Below are 18,528 nucleotides of genomic sequence, written 5' to 3' on the forward strand. Positions count from 1 at the left end.
GCTAGTTGAGTTGTTCGCTAGTTTTTCCAAATCTTCGTTCTCTGTGCTGGTAATTCTTTATAGCCTCTAACAAATGATGCTCTTTAAAATCGGGCCAAAATACATCGGTAAAATATAGTTCAGCATACGCTATCTGCCAAAGTAAAAAATTGCTAATCCTGTGTTCACCACTGGTTCGGATTAGCAAGTCTACGTCTGGTAAATTTCGCGTGTAAAGATGGTTATTAATAATGGTTTCATCAATATTTTCGGGAGAAATTATATTATTTTTAACTTTGGCACTAATGCTTTGAATCGCATTTTTAATCTCTTCTCTTGAACCATAGCTTAGCGCAAGAGTCAGGGTCATTGTTGAATTCTGACTAGTCTTGGCCATTACTTCTTTAAGTTCTGCAAGTGCCCTGGCCGGAAGAGATTCAATATTGCCAATGGCATTTAGTTTTATATCATTCTCGTTCAGAGTAGGAAGTTCTTTTTTTAAAGAGGATACCAATAATTTCATTAAGGTATCAACTTCTATTTTAGGTCGTTTCCAGTTTTCTGTAGAAAAGGCATATAGAGTAAGGTACTTAATTCCAATCTTTGAACAGTTTACAGCTACATCGCGTACTGCTTTAACACCATGCTCATGACCAAAAACACGTAGTCGTCCCTTTTGTTTAGCCCATCTGCCATTACCATCCATTATAATAGCCAGATGCTTCGGAAGTTTCCCGTTTTTTATATCATCAATAGTGTCCATAATAAGTGTTACTCAAAACAATCGGAACATGGTTTTCTACCAAAGGTATAAGTTAATGTAATTCCTGAGAAAACATACCAATCATCACTAAAAATATTTCCAAATTTAAACTGCTCAAAATTAGATCCTTCCGGATTACTGCCATCTAAATTGTCAGTAAAAGTCAAGCGTGCCCCTATTTCCGCACCTAAAATCAAAAACTGTGACAACCTTATCTTCATGCCCGCAGTCATTGGAATGGCAAAAGAACCATCTTTTTGATCTAAATCCTGCACCTGCCCGGCATCAAAATATTTATACTCATATCTGAAATAGGTAATACCCGTATACAAATACGGGGTAAACGCAGGTCCCAATTTATGCAAATTGTAATCTACAAAATTAAATTCCAATCCTGCGGATGCCTCTATCACAGAATTATCCATTTTATAGGCCCTTTGGCGTCTGGAAGAAATACTTGATTTTGTATCATCGGCAGTAAACTTTCCATAAATCACGCTGGCTCTCCAAGCATAACGTTTACTTTTATTCCATTTAAAAATACCCCCAATCGCCGGACCCGAAGGTGCTATATAGTTTGTTCTGCCAACATCTCCAATATTATTGGTACCCCCCGCATAAACTCCAATTTCATAAGTTTGGGCATTTATCAAGCCAAATCCGAGTAAAAGAATAACAACAATAAACGCTCTCATTAAATTCAAAAGTTTGCAAATATAATTAATATAGTATTTTACAACTATTATCATATACCCCTATTTACTTTTGATAAACAGTATTTGCCGTTTTTTATTGTTTTAAGGAAGTATCTAATTCCGCTTATCCTGGCCCCACAGCAATTTGTTTCTAATGGTTTCCAAAAAGCTCTCGGAAGTATAGGTAATCATTTTTATAGTAAATGGAGCCTTTTTAACGATTATTTCTTGACCATTTTCGATGGTGGCAATTCGGGAATCTAAAGAAACAAGATGATTCACCTCGCGCCCCGATACTTTTAATCTAATGATGGTGTCGTCAGAGATCACTAAGGGTCTTGCATTTAAGTTATGGGGGGCAATTGGGGTAATTACAAGAGATTGTACTCCCGGCATTATAACGGGGCCTCCACAACTCAAAGAATAGCCTGTAGATCCAGTTGGTGTTGCTACTATAAGGCCATCTGCCCAATAAGAAGTTAAATATTCATTATTAAGATGTGTTTCCACGGTTATCATTGAAGTAGTATCCTTCCTGCTTACAGATACTTCGTTCAACGCGTAATTCATATCCCTGAATTCAGGAATATCAAAATCGGCAGATACTTCTACCAAACTGCGCTCGACTATGGAATAAGCCCCGGAAGCAAATTCGGTAACTACTCTTCTGACTTCTTCTTTTTTTAAAGTGGATAGAAAACCAAGTCTTCCTGTATTTACTCCAACTATAGGAATCCCCAAATCGCGGATATACGTAATAGCTCTTAAAATAGTTCCATCCCCTCCAAAGCTCACGAACATTTCAAAAGTCGGATCCAAACCGGTTTTGCGATCGAAAGTCCTGTAATTTGCTATTTGTCTTGAAACGGATAATTGCGTGTAGAAATCCAATTCAATATATACTTCAGCGCCAACATTCTTGCATTCATCCAATAACTCCAAAACACAATCTAAGGCCTCACTCTCGTAGCTCTGACCATATATTGCAATTTTCATATTAGGATGGTTTACGAAATTAGCCTACTATTACTTACGCCAATGAGGGTGAAATCATTTTTTTCAGAACACTTCCCCGCATAGAATTTAAACATTAAGGTATTTGTCGAGATAATCTGATCTTTCTTTTAAATTCTCAATAAACTGATCATCCTTATTACCAAAGAGAATATTGTAATTGTATCGCCGGAAGGTTTGGACCACTTCACTAAAATTACCGGTACTAATTTTTATTGTAATCTGAATAATATCATTTCGAATATCAGTAATAAATGCTCCGAGTAACTTGGTATTATTACTTTCAACTATCTGAGATATTTCACTGAAAGAATAGTCTTTTATACCTTTTGCTACTACGAGTATTCCCCCCGGTTCTGTAAAGAATGGCGTATCTATAAAAACACCAACAATATCATTAAGGTCATAATAACCTATTACCTTTTTTTCGTCATCCAACACCGGCAACAAATTACATTCATTCCTTGCAAATTGTTCAAGAACATCGAGCCATGAAGTACTTTTTAATGCAAAAAAGGACTCAAGATTATATTTGTAGTCTTCAATTTTTTTCTCACTCTCAAAGGTTTCAAGATCATTTTCCGATAAGACCCCTAAAAAAATATTATTCTCAACTATAGCCACATGTGAATAGGTGGTATGCTTAAAAAAATGAATAACCTCATTAAGCGTTCCCTCCAAATTAAAAACTGGAATTGTATCAATTATATGAGATTGAATCTGCATGGGCTTAAAATCTTACGCAAAATACTAATTTTAAACATCAAAAGGTATGCCTAATTTGTATTTTTGATCCCTGGAAAATATAAATATCGCAAAATGACAAAACTAAGTGTTAATGTTAACAAAATAGCTACTCTAAGAAATTCACGAGGTGGAAATGTTCCAAATCTCTTAAAAGTAGTTGCCGATATAGAAGAATTTGGTGCGCAAGGAATCACTATTCATCCCCGACCAGACGAAAGACATATAAAATATGAGGATGCTCGTAAGCTCAAAAAGATAGTAACTACTGAATTGAATATTGAGGGGAATCCAATTGATAAGTTTATTGATTTGGTGCTCGAAGTTCAACCCGCTCAGGTCACTCTGGTTCCCGACTCAGTTAATGCTATTACCTCTAATGCCGGCTGGGACACTATAACTCATAAAGACTTTCTAAAGGAAATCATTGGAATTTTCAAAGAAAAAAATATTCGAACTTCAATATTTGTTGATCCCGAAATAAGTATGATTACCGGTGCCGCCAAAACTGGTGCCGACAGAATTGAGCTCTATACCGAAGAGTATGCAAAGAGCTATGAAGCAGGCAACAAACTTGGGATTCAACCTTTCATTGATGCCGCTATTGCTGCTCATGAACTAGGTCTGGGTATTAATGCCGGACATGATTTAAGTCTCAATAATATTAAGTATTTTAAAGATAATATCCCTAATCTGCTTGAAGTATCTATAGGGCATGCCCTAATCTGCGAATCGTTATATCTGGGATTGGAAAACGTTATAAATATGTATTTACACAAATTACGCTAATGTCATTACTTCATTCAAACATCATAGGTGAAGGTAAACCTTTAATGATCCTTCACGGCTTTTTGGGAATGTTGGATAATTGGAAAACGCTGGGTACCCAATATGCACAACATGGTTATGAAGTTCATCTTATAGATCAACGAAATCATGGTAAGAGCTTCTGGTCAGAGGAGTTTAATTATACCATTCTTGCCGAGGATTTATACCACTATTTTAACTATTATAAGTTTTCAAGTGCTTGTATCCTGGGTCATTCTATGGGTGGTAAAACGGCAATGACCTTTGCTTGTAAGTATCAGGATTCAGTTGATAAACTAATAGTTGCCGACATTGCTCCAAAATTTTATCCTCCTCATCATCAATATATTATTGATGCCTTAACAACCCTAAGAGTGGACGAAATTCCCTCTCGAAGTCAGGCGGATTTTCTTCTTGCAAAACACATTCATGATTGGGGAATAAGGCAGTTTTTATTAAAAAACCTTTATTGGAAGGAAAAAGGAAAATTAGCCTTTCGTTTCAACCTCGACGTCCTGGCACAAAAAATGGAAGAAATTGGGGAATCCCTTGGCCATACAGAATCCTTTGCCGGCCCGACCTTATTTTTAAGAGGCAGCAGATCAGAGTACATTACTACTGAAGACCTGTTTGAAATTAAGCATCATTTTCCGAAAGCCGAGCTTGAAACAATCGATGATGCAGGGCATTGGTTACATGCCGAAAACCCGCAACAGTTTATTGAAAAATCTATGGTTTTTCTGAATGCTTAAAAAAAGGGGCTAACCTGCATAGACTTGACTCTATGGGTTCTGCGGGCCCGGATAATAAATATTAAAAAAAATAACTACTTTTAAGGGTACCAATTAATTTTGACACTCTTTTTATTAATGCTAAAGACCTAATCAAATGAAACTTATTATTCTAATTTTATTAAGTGCCCTGGCCGTAGTAATACTGGCAAATATCCTGCCTGGTGTTGGAGTAGACTCCTATACCACGGCGATCATAGTGGCCATTGTATTAGGCCTTCTAAATTTTATTGTTAAACCTGTTTTGATCATACTAACCTTGCCCATAACCATACTAACATTAGGCTTATTCTTACTTATTATTAACGCCCTGATTATATTGCTGGCAGACAGGTTTGTCTCCGGGTTTACCGTAGATACTATTTGGTGGGCGTTATTGTTCAGTCTTCTATTAACCTTTCTTGAATCTCTCTTTTTCTCCTTCTTAAAAGAGGATAAAATTTCCTGATTCAAGATTTGATAATCAGCTATTTAAAAACTTGTCCCAGTTCATAAAATATCTTATTTTTGCATCCCATTTTAGAAAGCAAATAAGAGATATCAATGAATATTCAGAAAGAGCAGATAGACGAGTTAAATGCTATTGTAAAAGTAGCTATAACGAAAGAAGACTATAGTGACAAGGTAGATAAAATTCTTAAGGATTATAAAAAACAGGCAAATATTCCGGGGTTCAGGAAAGGTCAGGTTCCGATGGGATTAATCAAGAAACAGTACGGTAAAGCCGTTTTGGTTGACGAAGTAAATAAACTTTTACAGGATAACCTTAATAAATATCTCACCGAAGAAAAATTAGATGTCCTTGGAAATCCACTACCAAAACACCAGGATAATTTTAATTGGGAGGCAGAAGATTTTTCCTTTGAATTTGAATTGGGCCTTGCTCCTAATTTTGAAGTAACTCTAAAGACAAAAAAACCGGTTACTCATTATAAAATTGTAGCTGATAAGAAGATGATAGATGAACAGGTTGAGCGTATTAGAAAACAATACGGCAAACTGATTAGTAAATCTGAAGCTGGGAAGAACGATGAACTTACAGGTGTTTTTAGAAATGAAGAAGAGGAAATAGATCATAAGTCCAACCTTGAAATGTCTAAAGTGAAAAGTAAAAAAGCCATAGACAGTCTTCTGGGAAAAAAAGCAGGTGATACGGTAATTTTGAAAACCAAAGGCCTTTTTAAAGAAGACTATTTATTATCCGGAGCTTTAGGAATTCAAAGGGAAAAGGTAGAAAAACTAAATATAGAAGTAAGTTTTACCATAGAGGAAATCAATGAGAGGGAGTCTGCGGATTTAGATCAGGAATTGTTTGATAAACTTTTTGGCAAAGATGCTATTACTTCAGAAAAAGATCTCAGAGAAAGAATTAAAGAAGATTCGGAGAAACAATTTGAACAACAGGCAGATCAGAAACTATTGAATGATGTTACAGAACGGCTTATTGAAACTATAAAATTTGATCTTCCAGCCGGATTCCTTAAAAAATGGATTCAGACCACAGGGGAAAAATCCCTATCCGAAGAAGAGGCCAATGATGAATATGAGAAGTCTGAAAAAGGACTTCGCTATCAATTAATTGAAGGCAAAATCATTAAGGATAACGGTATTGAAATCCAATTTGATGAATTGAAAGAGTTTGCCAAAGGTTTTATTAAATCTCAGATGGCACAATACGGGCAGTTAAATCCACAAGAAGAAGAACTGGACAATATTGCATCCAGAGTTTTGGGCAATCAGGAAGAAGTAAAAAGACTATCGGAACAGCTAATGAGTCAAAAACTACTTGCCCTTTATAAGGAAAAGGCGAATTTGAAGAAAAAAGAGGTTACTTATGATAATTTCGTGAAAGAGGTTTACGGTTAAAATTAAAAAATAAATTAAGTATCTTTACGGTGCCGAAAGCAGTAATTTCGGCACCTTTTTTTTTAAAAAAATATTATTATAAATATGGATTTCGGAAAAGAATTTCAAAATTATGCCATTAAGGACCAAGGCATCAATAGCATGTACTATGAGCGTATTATTAGTAGTATGTATCCGGTTAACATGACCCCAAACATTATTGAGGAAAGGCAATTGAACGCCATTGCAATGGACGTTTTCTCGCGACTTATGATGGACCGTATCATTTTTCTAGGAACAGGAATTAATGACCAGGTAGCCAATATTGTCCAGGCGCAATTACTTTTTCTGGCCAGTGCAGATTCATCAAAAGATATTCAGATTTATATTAACTCTCCGGGAGGTAGTGTTTATGCAGGCCTGGGCATCTATGATACCATGCAATTTATTAAACCGGATGTGGCTACTATTTGCACTGGAATGGCCGCTTCCATGGCTGCAGTTCTTCTATGCGCCGGAGAAAAAGGCAAACGCAGCGGTTTGACACATTCACGGGTAATGATACACCAACCGATGTCCGGAGCCCAGGGGCAAGCAAGTGATATTGAGATTGCTGCTATCGAAGTCCTTAAAATTAAGGATGAATTATACCAAATTATATCTAAACACTCTGGTCAAAAATTTGATAAAGTATTTGAAGATAGCGATCGGGATTATTGGATGAAAGCTCAAGAAGCCAAAGATTATGGTATGATTGACGAAATTTTAGAAAGGGATAAGGATTAATTTCGACGAAATACCCATATTTATAGTCTTATAGAGTTATTTTAATGAACCAAAATTGCTTTTGTTTCGTTATTGTTTAGAAATCTAGTTAAAGTTATGGCTAAGGAAAATCTGGAATGTTCTTTTTGTGGAAGAAAAAAACCTGAGACCAATCTTTTGATTGCAGGTTTGGACGCTCATATTTGTGATAGATGTATAGAACAGGCACATGGCATAGTAGCAGAAGAATCCAAGCAATCTAAGAATGATGACCTGTCTTCAGAACTTATCTTAAAAAAACCTATTGAGATAAAAGATTTCCTGGATACATACGTCATTGGCCAGGAACGCACAAAGAGGGTATTATCCGTAGCGGTCTATAATCACTATAAAAGGCTATTGCAACCTCATTCCAAAGATGACGATATAGAGATTCAAAAAAGTAATATTGTCATGGTGGGCCAAACCGGGACAGGCAAAACATTGATGGCTAAAACTATTGCCAGAATGCTTAATGTACCGCTAGCTATCGTGGACGCTACCGTATTAACGGAGGCCGGATATGTAGGCGAAGATGTGGAAAGTATCCTAACCCGCCTTTTGCAGGCAGCGGATTACAATTTAGAAAAGGCAGAGAGAGGTATTGTTTTTATTGATGAGCTTGATAAAATAGCTCGTAAGAGTGACAATCCTTCTATTACACGTGACGTTTCCGGAGAAGGTGTACAACAAGGATTACTAAAATTATTGGAGGGAACCATGGTAAATGTACCACCAAAAGGTGGGAGAAAACATCCCGATCAAAAATTTATAGAAGTGAATACTGAAAATATTCTTTTTATCGCAGGGGGTGCTTTTGATGGAATAGAGCGGATTATAACCAAACGATTGAATATGCAGGCCATTGGCTATAGCGCTGCAAAGAAAGAAGAAAGTTTAGATAATACCAATGTACTTCAATATATTATACCAAGAGATTTAAAAGAATTTGGGCTTATTCCTGAAATAATTGGAAGGTTACCTGTACTAACGCATATGAATCCTCTGGATGAAAAAACATTAAGAGCTATATTAACAGAGCCCAAAAATGCCATTATTAAACAGTATGAAAAATTATTTGCCATGGATGGCATTAGTTTTAATATTACTGAACAGGCATTGGATTACCTCGTGGAAAAGGCTATTGAATATAAGTTAGGAGCAAGAGGATTAAGATCCTTATGCGAAGCTGTTTTTACAGATGCAATGTTTGAAATGCCCAGCAGCGATGAAACAGAATTTAAGGTAACCAAACCTTATGCAGAGAATAAATTATCTTATGAAACCATTAAGAAACTAAAGGCCGTTTCTTAAAACTCATCGTATTTTTTAATAAGGCATCTAGTAAATCCATACATACTTTTTGGATTACTTTGTCGTCGCTATATAATTCTCTGCCGAATTTAGGCATAATCTCCATATTCACATCCATTTCTGACAACCACTCCGGTGTTGGCTTATCCTCGTGATATTCACCATAAAGTAAATTGATCTTACAGTCTGGTTGTTCTTTTAGTAAATGAATATTCATTGGAGAGATTGCCGTTAATGATTTTATTGGCAACCCAGATAAACCGGCATTCCAGGCAATAGTGCCACCTGCACAAAAAGTGAGGTAATGGCTTTCTTCACTTTCTTTCCTTAGAAGCTGAGCCAATGCCGTATTCATGCCTCCATTATTAAGAGCTTCGCCGACATGTTCAACTGTATCACTTTTAGGATTTATATCGGAAAGTTGACGGATATCATAAAAAACAATATCAAAATATTGTTGCAAATAGCCAAGATACGAAGTAATCCATATGCCCTTTTTAGCGCCCCACATGTCGGATAAAACAACCAATCGTTCTGCCATAAAAGAAAAGTTTATTAATAAGCTGGTTAAGTTTAGAGCGGCAAAATGATCATTATTTGTCCATTTCCACTATTTTTTTGTTCATTGGATGCATTTCATCGATATACTAGCATTATATACAACCGTCTGAAGTGAGAACTGGTAGGTTTAGGTGTAATTCCTATTTATTCATTTCGAGTAATTCGTCTACATAGACCCTGTCATTAGACAATCGGGGGATCTTATGTTGGCCACCCAATTTTCCTTTAGACTTTAACCAGTCGTAGAAAAGGTTTTTTCTGGCCATATGAACTTTGGGCATTTTTAAAGTCATGCTGTTATATCTCTTGGCCTCATAGTCAGAATTTATAGATTTGAGGGCATTATCCAATACTTCTGTAAAATATTCAATTTCCTCAGGCGCCTTTCTGAATTCAATAATCCATTCATGCGCCCCTTTTTCATTACCTGACATAAAAATGGGAGCTGCCGTATAATCCATTATTTCAGCGCCGGTTTTTTGACAACTATTTCTAAGAGCCTCTTCGGCATTTTCTATAATGAGTTCTTCTCCAAAAGCGTTAATATGGTGTTTGGTCCTTCCTGTAATCTTAATCCTGTAAGGATTGGTAGAAGTAAAACGAACAGTATCCCCTATTTTATAACGCCAAAGACCGGAATTGGTAGTAATTATAATGGCATAATTCTTATGCTCCTCCACTTCCCATAATGGAATTACTTTTTGATCCAGGCTTCCATAAGTTTCCATAGGAATAAACTCATAAAAAATCCCATAATCAAGCATTAATAATAAATCATCTGCATTATTCCTGTCCTGAATGGCAAAAAAACCTTCAGACGCATTGTAAATTTCATAATAATTAAAACTCTTCTTTGGGAGCAGATTATGATACTGTTCCAGATATGGATTAAAATTCACTCCGCCGTGGAAATATACTTCAAGGTTTTCCCATATTTCAAATAAGTCCTGCTTACCTGTTTTTTCCAATACTTGATTTAACAGAACTAACATCCAGGATGGAACACCAGCCAAACTAGTGACATTTTCATGTATGCTTTCCTTTATAATAGCATTCATTTTAGTTTCCCATTCACTCATAAGAGAGACCCTACTGCTTGGTGTACTACTCAATTCTGCCCAAAATGGCATATTATCTATTAAAATGGCTGAAAGATCCCCAAAAAATGTACCGTTATCTTCGTATAACTCCTTGCTACCTCCTAAGCGAAGACTTTTACCTGCAAATAACTGAGAATTCTCATTATTGTTTAAATAGAGGCATAATAAATCCTTCCCTGATTTATAATGGCAATCTTCTAATGCCTCAGCACTTACGGGAATAAATTTACTTTTAGCATTTGTTGTCCCGCTACTTTTTGCAAACCACTTTATGGTAGTTGGCCAAAAGATGTTTTGTTCTCCTCTTCTGGTGCGCTCTATCAAAGGTTCTATTTCTTCATAGGAAACAATAGGAATACGTTCAGCAAAAGTCTTATAGCTTTTAATTGAATCAAATTCATGCTCCCTGCCAATCTTTGTATCTTCAGCTATTCCCAATAATTGAAACAATACTTCCTCCTGTACTTCACCAGGGTACTTAAGAAAAAGTTCTATCTGGTGATAGCGCTTTTTCAAAAGCCATGAAGCAATGGAATTAAATAAAGGTATTGGCATTTTTGGGTATCTTTAGCGGTTTAAACCTAACTGCTAAAGTTAGTATTTTCAAATGAATTTTTAACAAAAATCGCCATTCATGGGTTACGAAGGTGTATTGCGTAAGATGCAATCTGAAATGGGGCAACCCATTCTGTATTATTTGATATTTAATGACGACTTTTTAAATGTCAATCAGGTGTTGGACAAAGAAATGCAGTTCAATTTTATAAAATACCAGTGCCTGAATTGTAATGAAGACAGGCCAATTTTCAGGCAAGGTTATTGTCAAAATTGTTTTTTTGAAACTCCTGCCGCGGGTGACTGGATAATGAGACCAGAACTTAGTGTGGCACATTTAAACAAAGAAGACCGGGATTTGGAATATGAAAAAAAGGTGCAATTACAACCTCATATTGTTTACCTGGCAAATTCCAGTAATGTAAAGGTGGGTGTTACACGGAAATCGCAGATTCCCACAAGATGGATCGATCAGGGTGCACATGAAGCCATCGAAATTGTTGAGGTTCCCAATCGTTATTTGGCCGGTATAACGGAACTGGCCTTAAAAGAACATGTCAGCGATAAAACCAATTGGCGTAAAATGCTCACAAATACAATTGAAGACGTAGATTTAATTCAATGGCGAAATAAGTTAAGCAAATACATCCCCGAAGAAGCTGCTATATATTATATAGAAAACAATCAGGAAACCCATATGGAATTTCCAGTTCTGCAATATCCGGTAAAAGTGAAAAGCCTTAATCTCGAAAAAACCAGAGAGTTTAAGGGTGTCTTAAAAGGAATAAAGGGACAATATTTAATTTTTGAGGATAATACGGTGTTCAATATTAGGGGTAATGAAGGTTTGTATGTTTCTCTCGGTATTAGTTAATTGTATCCTCCTGTTTCTTTGAATTATTTGAATTTTTTTTCTTTCCACCCAAAATTCCACCTAAAATCCCTTTTGCCGTTGTAGTCAGGGGATCTTCTTTTGCCGACGAGTCCTTAGTTGTGGTGGTTGTATCCTTGTTTTTTGTATTGTTTGACAGCACATCACCCAATACATCATTTAATTTTACATTTTCTGCGCTCTTATCACTCAAAGAATCCTTTTTAGTATCATTTGCCGATAAAAGGCCTCCAAGTAATTCTCCTGCTTTCTCACTACCCTTATTAATCAATTTTTGCTTTTGCACAGCTATTAATCTTGAAGTTAGGTCCTTTATTCCTGTTGTAAGGTCTGTATTAATTTCCGGTGCGTCATAAAAGCCTCCAATAGTTGCCTTTACCGGGAGCGTTAAATTGGCCAGTTCTTTTTCATCAATCTGTGCAATAAGTGAATTTACCTGTTTACCCAAGTACTTTCGGGGGACCTCAAAATTTAAATTATAATTCAACTTTTTATCAAATGAATGGCTACCATCGACGGTAATGGCAATGTCCTCATATTTTATTGTAAATGGTTTAACATTTACAATCCCATCTTTGAATGAAAGAGCAGTTTTTAAGGTCTTTAAATTAAATTTGTCCGCTTCAATAAAATTTAGCTGGGAATTTAAGCTGTTTAAAATTTTGGCGTTTTCAGGATTCAATTTCACTGCTAATGCTTCAGCAAGTACATTCCCGGTAATTGTTTTTAGATCTGGAGTAAAATCATCCTGCAGGTTTCCTGATATTTTTATAACGGAATTAAGTTTCCCTTCCAGAGCGGCAGCCATAGGAGCCAATACCCTAAAAAGCTCCACAGATTTAAAGGTCTCTTCTAAATTTAAATTGCCCATATCAAGTTCCATTGAAAAACTAGGTATTTCGCCTTTTGTACTTGTATACCCATTTAAATTAAGGGTTCCATTGTATAAGGACGATTGGAAATTGGAAAGGATTGCCTGTTGATCAACAATTTTTAATTGCCCTTTTACATTTCTTAAAATTAGGTTGTCATAAACCACTGAATTTGCCCGGGCATCAACAGTGCAATCAAGGAATGCCGGGATTTGAATTTTTTCTGTTTTAAGCTTAGTGCTTTCCTGCGTTAATGCGGATTTATCACTTCCCGATTTCGCAATATCTTCCTGTGACATAAAATCGCCCAAATCAAAATTGTCAGAATTCATTTTAAAACTACCTGTCACTTTCTCATTGTTAAACAAAAAACCCAGCAGGTTTTTAATGATTCCGTCAATTTTAAAATCCGTTTTTCCAAGCTGTCCATTCATATTGTTGAGTAGGACCCTTGCCGGGGAAAATTCCATACCTGCCTCATGAATTGTAAGAGGACCAGATAAATTATCAGAATTGTATCTTAGTTCATTTACCTTTAAATGACCGTTTAGTACTGTATTTTCATACCGCTTTTTTTCAATGGATTCCATATCAAAAGAGGTGTTTATATCGGCATTGAGCAGACCTTTTAAATCTACCGCCTCGGGCATGGGGTATGCCTTAGAAATATTAGCAAGATTCATATTGCATACTATATGCGAACGAACTTTGGTATTGCCTAATAATTCTGTAAGCTTTGAGCTTAATTCAAAACGATCATTTTCGATCGCGAAGGATGCCTTCGTAATATCAATATAAGTATCCTCAGCAAGACCTGAAGTATTTTTAATACTAAGATCCATATTGATGTTCTTTATGGCCTTTGGCAAATCTGGATACTTAACGGAAGCATCCCTGGCATCAATCTGAATATTAAATTCCGGGATATGTTCATCATCTATAATACCGGCTAGCTCTCCGGCTATATTGAAAATTCCTGTGGTTTGGACATCCTTTATATTTTGGGAATAAATTTCAGGGATAACTGCTAAAAAATTATCAAACTCAGATGAGGGAGTTTTAAATTTAATGGCCACTTCCTGTTTTTCTTCAAAATTCCTGACAAATCCCTCAAACACCAGAGGAAGTTGGTTTATAAAGCCCTCGTTCTTTAAAAAGGAATAGGTATTCGTTTTAAGATCAACGCCTATTAACGCATCCAGGTTAACCTTTGTGTTATCGAGATAGCGGGTGCTGTCTAATTCAAATGATACAAGAGCACTGGTTTGTGTTTCTAATTCACTTATTTCCAAAGAAAGATCTCCTTTGCCCGTGTGTTCAATATCTGTCATCTCCAGGAGTACTCCTGAACTTAAATCTTCATAGATTATTCCAGAATTCATCAACTGAAATGACTCAAGACTAAAAGTAAAACCACCAGCTTCTGTATCAATTTCAGACTTTGCCCCCCCTTCTTTGGCTATCTCGTAATTTGCATTTTGCTGCTTATCTGTTTTGAGCTTTAAAACTGCTTTGTCAAGAATCAGGGTATTTATAGTTATTGGCTCCCCGGGCCCTTTTAATAGTTCTTTAATGCCCATTTCTAAGGAGATAGATTTCGACTTAAAGAGGGTGTCACCTTCAAACGGATCTTTGGTTAACAAATACAAATCCTGAATTCTAAGTTCGGCCTTCGGAAAGCTGCGCAGAAGACTTAGATTAACTTCGGAGAAATCCAAAGTTGCGTTAATGTTCTTATTAACGTTGTTTTTTATCAGGTCGCCAATCTTAGCCTCGAGGAAAAAAGGCACAGCGATCAGGACACCCAAGACGAGTAACAGAAGCAGACCGGTAATTTTTAAAATTTTATTTTTCATAATATATTGGAGCTCAGTCCGATTAAAACTTAAAAAAGCGAGTATTAGTATACCTTTTATCGAAAAGATAAAAAATTAAAAAGCAGGTCAATCGACAGGACAAACTTTAGATTCAATTCAACTAATCTGTACTAGGCATCAAGGTCTATTTCTTCACCCACGGCCAGATTAAATCGCTTTCGGAAGATATATACGAACAAATAAAGAAAAGGGGTGTCCAGAAAAGCGATAAAAATCTTAAAAATAACACCACTAATAACCAACCCCTGAAACATCTTCCAGGGAATTACCCCAAAGATGCAAAGAAGTCCCACCACTGTTGTGGTGTCAATAATCTGCGATAAGAAGGTAGAAAAATTGTTACGAAGCCATAAATATTTGCCTTTTGTCAAACGTTTCCAAAAATGATAGATAGCAATGTCCACATATTGTGCACAGAGATAGGCCAGCATTGAAGCCAGAACAGCTAAGGGGGACAATGCGAAAACACTACTAAAAACTTCATCCCCGACGGGTGAGGTAGGAATTGCCGGAACCAAATTGGAAACCAGGATGATTCCCATGGAAAAAAAGGAAGCAAAAATACCAGTCGTAACAATCTGATTCGCTTTTTTTCTTCCATATATTTCTGATATAAGGTCCGTTATTAAAAAGGTAATAGGATAAGGTAATACCCCAACAGATATTTCAAATAAAGGTGCTCCAAAAACAGTTACATCTCCAAAAGGGTACCAAAAAAAGAATTTTTGGAAAATTAAATTGGAAACCACCAGGGAAGTAATAAAAAGTGCCCCCAGGTATATATAAATCCGATATGCTTCTTTTCTTCCTTTGGGAGTCATTCAGCTATTTAATGGTTAAGGTAAACGGCAAGCGCGCCTGAATTCCCTTTTGTTCCATTACGGACTTGACTTCCTTATAAACCTCGTAAAATTCAATGCCAATTTCTTCCCGGATCAAATGTTCTTTATTAAGAATACTTGCACCTCCAAAATCTTCCATAAATCTTTCCAAACTAGTTTTATACTTCGGATATTTTTTAATGGAGTAAGAATCCACATTGGCCAGTAAGGCTGCCGCTTCTATTGCATCTTCAAGACCTCCCAATTCATCTACCAGTCCTAATTTTTTGGCCTCGGTGCCACTCCAAACTCTCCCCTGGGCAAGACTATCTGCCTGGGCGATTGTTATATTCCGACCCTCAGATACTTTACTTAGGAAAGTCTGGTAAGTTGTTTCAATGCCTTCTTTTACAAAACCTCTAAATTCATCAGTCATGGGTTCAAACAAAGAATAATCAACAGAATTCTTATTGGTTCCCACCTGTTCCGCATTAATTCCGATATTTCCTGCCAGTTCACTAATGTTTGGAATTGTACCAAAGACCCCAATAGATCCGGTAATGGTGGTGGGTTCAGCAAATATTTTATCAGCGCCTGCTGAAATATAGTAACCTCCTGAGGCTGCAACATCTCCCATTGATACGACTACTGGTTTTTTCTCCTTTGCCTTCTCAATTTCGCGCCAAATAATGTCTGATACAAGTGCGCTACCTCCCGGAGAATTTACGCGCAGAACAATTGCCTTGACCGATTTATCATCTCTGGCTTTAATAATCGCCTTATTTATGATTCCCTGTCCAATAACATTTGGGCCTCCTTCTCCATAGAGTATATTCCCCTGTGCAAAAATGACCGCTATTTTATCTTTGCCATTGTGCAATTTCTTTTTGCGGGAAATCTTTGTATAATCTTCCAGTGAGATAGAATTGAGTTTATCCTCCTTGCCAATACCTAAGGCCTGTTTTAAATGGTTTTCATATTCGTCGAAATAAACTATGTCATCTAGCAATCCAGAAGCTTTAGCATATTCTGGTTTTCTGCCCCCCAGAGTATCTGCTATAATATTTATGTTTTCCTCAGTAATTGATCTATCCACTGCAATTTCAGAAACAATTGAACCCCAAATTGAGCCCATAAGTTCCTTGATTTGAGTTCTGTTGGCCTCACTCATTTCATTGGATAAAAAAGGCTCAACCGCACTCTTGTATTTGCCATGCCTTATTACTTCCATTTTTACTCCAGTCTTTTCCTGCAATTCCTTAAAATATAAGACTTCTGCAGAAAGTCCTTTAAAATCCATTGCACCAACAGGGTTTAGAAAAACACTATCTGCAACACTGGCCAGATAGTAATCTTTTTGAAGATAATAATCCCCGTAGGCATATATAAATTTTCCACTTTCCTTAAAATCCGACAAGGCTTTCCTTATGGCCTGAGTTGTGGAAATTCCAGCAGTAATATAATTGTTATTAATGCTGATCCCCTTAATATTATCATCCTCTTTGGCCACTTTTATTGCATGGAGAATTTGATCCAAGCCCTGCGACTTATCAAAAAGAATGTCAAAAGGATCCCCTTCACTATTCCCCGTATAGTCATTGATGGGGTATTTCATTTGTAATTCCAAAACGGAATTCTTCTTAACGGTTACGGTTTCTTCAGTATTAACAAGACTTATAAAAAAGACGAACATGAAGAACATGATACCAAATGCTATCAAAGTGCCGACGATTGCGGCAAGGAGGTTTCTTAAAAATTTCATACAATTCTCTAATTAATAGATACCAAAGATAACCAAACTTAGGATGATGTAATTAAGTTATTTTTTAGGTAATCATAATTCAACTTAAGTTAAAGAAGTAATTAGCACATAATAAATAGGGTGCCTTTATTGTAATTTATTTATCATCTGGCTTACCTTTGTTTACACAATATGAAGGAAGCTAAAACTATATATCTTTCGCTTGGAAGCAACCTTGGAAACAAACTTTTCAATTTGCAGCGGGCTGTCCTACTTTTAAAAAAAGAGCTGGGAAAAATTCTTGAAATATCCGGAGTTTATAAGAGTCCTTCCTGGGGATTTGAAGGAGAGGACTTTATGAATGCATGTTTGTCTCTTGAAACTCAATACACAGCTGTGGAAGTTTTACATTTTATCCTGAAAGTTGAGCAGGAAATGGGCAGGAAACGGGTTACGGAAGAGGGCTATCAATCCAGAAATATTGATATAGATCTGTTGTATTATGGTTCCGAAATAATTAAAACAGATGAGCTTACCGTACCGCATCCTCAAATGCATTTGAGACGATTTGTCCTGAAACCCCTGGCAGATATTGCACCCCAATTCTATCACCCTGTATTAGGCAAGGATACCAGAAATTTATTGCAGGAATGTAAGGACAGGAATAACTTAATTCAAACCAATTATAAATTATATGCCAGCAGGGAGTTACTCCTATCTCAACTTCATTTGGTGGCAATTGAAGGTAATATTGGTGCAGGAAAGACCACCCTGGCCAGGAAAATAGCTGGCGATCATAATGCCAAACTCGTATTGGAACGTTTCGCGGATAATCCATTTTTGCCCAAGTTCTACAATGATCAAAGCAGGTATGCCTTTCCATTGGAAATGTCTTTTTTGGCAGACAGATACCAGCAGTTTACAGATGACACCACCCAATTTGATCTTTTTAAAAATTTTATGGTAAGTGATTATGATATCTACAAATCGCTGATTTTTGCTCAAATAACCCTTCAAAAAGAAGAATTTAAGCTCTATCGCAAAATGTTTAATTTTATGTACAAAGAAGTTAAAAAACCGGATATCTATATCTTCCTTTACCAGAGTACCGAACGCTTGTTAGAAAATATTAAAAAAAGGGGACGTAATTATGAACAAGGAATAAATAGAGAATATCTGGAGAAAATTAATCGGGGCTATTTTGATTTTTTAAAGGGTTTTCCTCATCGCCAAAGTTTGATAATAGATATCGGTGATCTTGATTTTGTGGATAATAAAGCAGATTACGAATTAATTCTCGATAAAATTCTGGAGCAGGTACTTAAAGATTAAGGCCTTTATTTAAGACCGATT

General features: G+C 36.3%; 17 protein-coding genes. 8 read left to right on the forward strand and 9 right to left on the reverse strand.

Features of this window, described 5'->3' with window-relative positions:
- Position 1: 1 nt before the first annotated feature.
- From WBM60_RS06120 to WBM60_RS06135, 4 genes are all read right to left on the reverse strand, one after another.
- On the reverse strand, positions 2-742 hold the full coding sequence (locus WBM60_RS06120; RefSeq protein ID WP_424259488.1) for an isoprenyl transferase: 741 nt from the start codon (positions 740-742) through the stop codon (positions 2-4).
- Between the two features lie 8 nt (positions 743-750).
- Entirely contained in the window at positions 751-1,437 is a 687-nt protein-coding gene (locus tag WBM60_RS06125; protein ID WP_424259487.1) for a DUF6089 family protein, read from the reverse strand.
- Between the two features lie 114 nt (positions 1,438-1,551).
- Complete coding sequence (locus WBM60_RS06130; RefSeq protein WP_424259486.1) at positions 1,552-2,433, reverse strand: NAD kinase; 882 nt, start codon at positions 2,431-2,433, stop codon at positions 1,552-1,554.
- Positions 2,434-2,520: 87 nt separating this feature from the next.
- Complete coding sequence (locus tag WBM60_RS06135; protein WP_424259485.1) at positions 2,521-3,177, reverse strand: CBS domain-containing protein; 657 nt, start codon at positions 3,175-3,177, stop codon at positions 2,521-2,523.
- Positions 3,178-3,270: 93 nt separating this feature from the next.
- Between WBM60_RS06135 and WBM60_RS06140 the strand changes: the two genes are divergently transcribed.
- From WBM60_RS06140 to clpX, 6 genes are all read left to right on the forward strand, one after another.
- Entirely contained in the window at positions 3,271-3,984 is a 714-nt protein-coding gene (locus WBM60_RS06140; RefSeq protein ID WP_424276855.1) for a pyridoxine 5'-phosphate synthase, read from the forward strand.
- Positions 3,984-4,754: an alpha/beta fold hydrolase gene (locus WBM60_RS06145; protein WP_424259483.1), complete on the forward strand. Its 771-nt coding sequence runs from the start codon at positions 3,984-3,986 to the stop codon at positions 4,752-4,754. Before WBM60_RS06140 ends, WBM60_RS06145 begins: the two co-directional genes overlap by 1 nt.
- 136 nt (positions 4,755-4,890) lie before the next feature.
- Positions 4,891-5,241, forward strand: a complete 351-nt coding sequence (locus tag WBM60_RS06150) for a phage holin family protein (RefSeq protein ID WP_424282860.1) — start codon at positions 4,891-4,893, stop codon at positions 5,239-5,241.
- A gap of 95 nt (positions 5,242-5,336) precedes the next feature.
- A complete protein-coding gene (gene tig, locus WBM60_RS06155) occupies positions 5,337-6,659 on the forward strand; it encodes a trigger factor (RefSeq protein ID WP_424282861.1) in 1,323 nt (440 codons plus the stop codon).
- 84 nt (positions 6,660-6,743) lie between these two features.
- Positions 6,744-7,424 (forward strand): ATP-dependent Clp endopeptidase proteolytic subunit ClpP, encoded by a 681-nt coding sequence (clpP, locus tag WBM60_RS06160; RefSeq protein ID WP_424259480.1) that lies wholly within the window; start codon positions 6,744-6,746, stop codon positions 7,422-7,424.
- Between the two features lie 96 nt (positions 7,425-7,520).
- Positions 7,521-8,756, forward strand: a complete 1,236-nt coding sequence (gene clpX / locus WBM60_RS06165; RefSeq protein WP_424259479.1) for an ATP-dependent Clp protease ATP-binding subunit ClpX — start codon at positions 7,521-7,523, stop codon at positions 8,754-8,756.
- Here the strand turns inward: clpX and WBM60_RS06170 are convergent.
- Together WBM60_RS06170 and WBM60_RS06175 are read right to left on the reverse strand one after the other, a co-directional pair.
- Positions 8,731-9,297 (reverse strand): hypothetical protein, encoded by a 567-nt coding sequence (locus tag WBM60_RS06170; RefSeq protein WP_424259478.1) that lies wholly within the window; start codon positions 9,295-9,297, stop codon positions 8,731-8,733. The two genes, clpX and WBM60_RS06170, sit on opposite strands and share 26 nt — an antisense overlap.
- Positions 9,298-9,457: 160 nt before the next feature.
- Positions 9,458-10,972, reverse strand: a complete 1,515-nt coding sequence (locus tag WBM60_RS06175) for a GH3 auxin-responsive promoter family protein (RefSeq protein WP_424259477.1) — start codon at positions 10,970-10,972, stop codon at positions 9,458-9,460.
- Between the two features lie 79 nt (positions 10,973-11,051).
- On the opposite strand from WBM60_RS06175, the gene WBM60_RS06180 reads away from it, so the two are divergent.
- The gene (locus WBM60_RS06180) at positions 11,052-11,846 is read left to right on the forward strand and encodes a DUF2797 domain-containing protein (protein ID WP_424259476.1); all 795 of its coding nucleotides are present in this window, start codon (positions 11,052-11,054) and stop codon (positions 11,844-11,846) included.
- Here the strand turns inward: WBM60_RS06180 and WBM60_RS06185 are convergent.
- The 3 genes from WBM60_RS06185 to sppA all read right to left on the reverse strand — a co-directional run bounded on the left by WBM60_RS06185 (position 11,839) and on the right by sppA (position 17,196).
- Positions 11,839-14,592: an AsmA-like C-terminal region-containing protein gene (locus tag WBM60_RS06185; RefSeq protein WP_424282862.1), complete on the reverse strand. Its 2,754-nt coding sequence runs from the start codon at positions 14,590-14,592 to the stop codon at positions 11,839-11,841. The genes WBM60_RS06180 and WBM60_RS06185 overlap by 8 nt on opposite strands.
- Positions 14,593-14,723: 131 nt before the next feature.
- On the reverse strand, positions 14,724-15,434 hold the full coding sequence (locus WBM60_RS06190; protein WP_424259474.1) for a queuosine precursor transporter: 711 nt from the start codon (positions 15,432-15,434) through the stop codon (positions 14,724-14,726).
- Between the two features lie 4 nt (positions 15,435-15,438).
- A complete protein-coding gene (sppA, locus tag WBM60_RS06195; RefSeq protein WP_424282863.1) occupies positions 15,439-17,196 on the reverse strand; it encodes a signal peptide peptidase SppA in 1,758 nt (585 codons plus the stop codon).
- 171 nt (positions 17,197-17,367) lie between these two features.
- Between sppA and folK the strand changes: the two genes are divergently transcribed.
- Positions 17,368-18,507, forward strand: a complete 1,140-nt coding sequence (gene folK / locus WBM60_RS06200; protein ID WP_424278248.1) for a 2-amino-4-hydroxy-6-hydroxymethyldihydropteridine diphosphokinase — start codon at positions 17,368-17,370, stop codon at positions 18,505-18,507.
- Positions 18,508-18,528 lie beyond the last annotated feature (21 nt).

Origin of the sequence: Eudoraea sp., from assembly GCF_049669105.1 — a bacterium.
GTDB lineage: Bacteria > Bacteroidota > Bacteroidia > Flavobacteriales > Flavobacteriaceae > Eudoraea.

Excerpts from the sequence above, each read along its gene's own strand:
- clpX (WP_424259479.1), top strand. The coding sequence starts at position 7,521 with ATGGCTAAGGAAAATCTGGAATGTTCTTTTTGTGGAAGAAAAAAACCT.
- folK (WP_424278248.1), top strand. The coding sequence starts at position 17,368 with ATGAAGGAAGCTAAAACTATATATCTTTCGCTTGGAAGCAACCTTGGA.
- WBM60_RS06170 (WP_424259478.1), bottom strand. The coding sequence starts at position 9,297 with ATGGCAGAACGATTGGTTGTTTTATCCGACATGTGGGGCGCTAAAAAG.
- WBM60_RS06190 (WP_424259474.1), bottom strand. The coding sequence starts at position 15,434 with ATGACTCCCAAAGGAAGAAAAGAAGCATATCGGATTTATATATACCTG.
- WBM60_RS06175 (WP_424259477.1), bottom strand. The coding sequence starts at position 10,972 with ATGCCAATACCTTTATTTAATTCCATTGCTTCATGGCTTTTGAAAAAG.
- WBM60_RS06140 (WP_424276855.1), top strand. The coding sequence starts at position 3,271 with ATGACAAAACTAAGTGTTAATGTTAACAAAATAGCTACTCTAAGAAAT.
- WBM60_RS06185 (WP_424282862.1), bottom strand. The coding sequence starts at position 14,592 with ATGAAAAATAAAATTTTAAAAATTACCGGTCTGCTTCTGTTACTCGTC.
- tig (WP_424282861.1), top strand. The coding sequence starts at position 5,337 with ATGAATATTCAGAAAGAGCAGATAGACGAGTTAAATGCTATTGTAAAA.
- WBM60_RS06120 (WP_424259488.1), bottom strand. The coding sequence starts at position 742 with ATGGACACTATTGATGATATAAAAAACGGGAAACTTCCGAAGCATCTG.
- WBM60_RS06180 (WP_424259476.1), top strand. The coding sequence starts at position 11,052 with ATGGGTTACGAAGGTGTATTGCGTAAGATGCAATCTGAAATGGGGCAA.
- WBM60_RS06145 (WP_424259483.1), top strand. The coding sequence starts at position 3,984 with ATGTCATTACTTCATTCAAACATCATAGGTGAAGGTAAACCTTTAATG.
- WBM60_RS06150 (WP_424282860.1), top strand. The coding sequence starts at position 4,891 with ATGAAACTTATTATTCTAATTTTATTAAGTGCCCTGGCCGTAGTAATA.
- sppA (WP_424282863.1), bottom strand. The coding sequence starts at position 17,196 with ATGAAATTTTTAAGAAACCTCCTTGCCGCAATCGTCGGCACTTTGATA.
- clpP (WP_424259480.1), top strand. The coding sequence starts at position 6,744 with ATGGATTTCGGAAAAGAATTTCAAAATTATGCCATTAAGGACCAAGGC.
- WBM60_RS06130 (WP_424259486.1), bottom strand. The coding sequence starts at position 2,433 with ATGAAAATTGCAATATATGGTCAGAGCTACGAGAGTGAGGCCTTAGAT.
- WBM60_RS06125 (WP_424259487.1), bottom strand. The coding sequence starts at position 1,437 with ATGAGAGCGTTTATTGTTGTTATTCTTTTACTCGGATTTGGCTTGATA.
- WBM60_RS06135 (WP_424259485.1), bottom strand. The coding sequence starts at position 3,177 with ATGCAGATTCAATCTCATATAATTGATACAATTCCAGTTTTTAATTTG.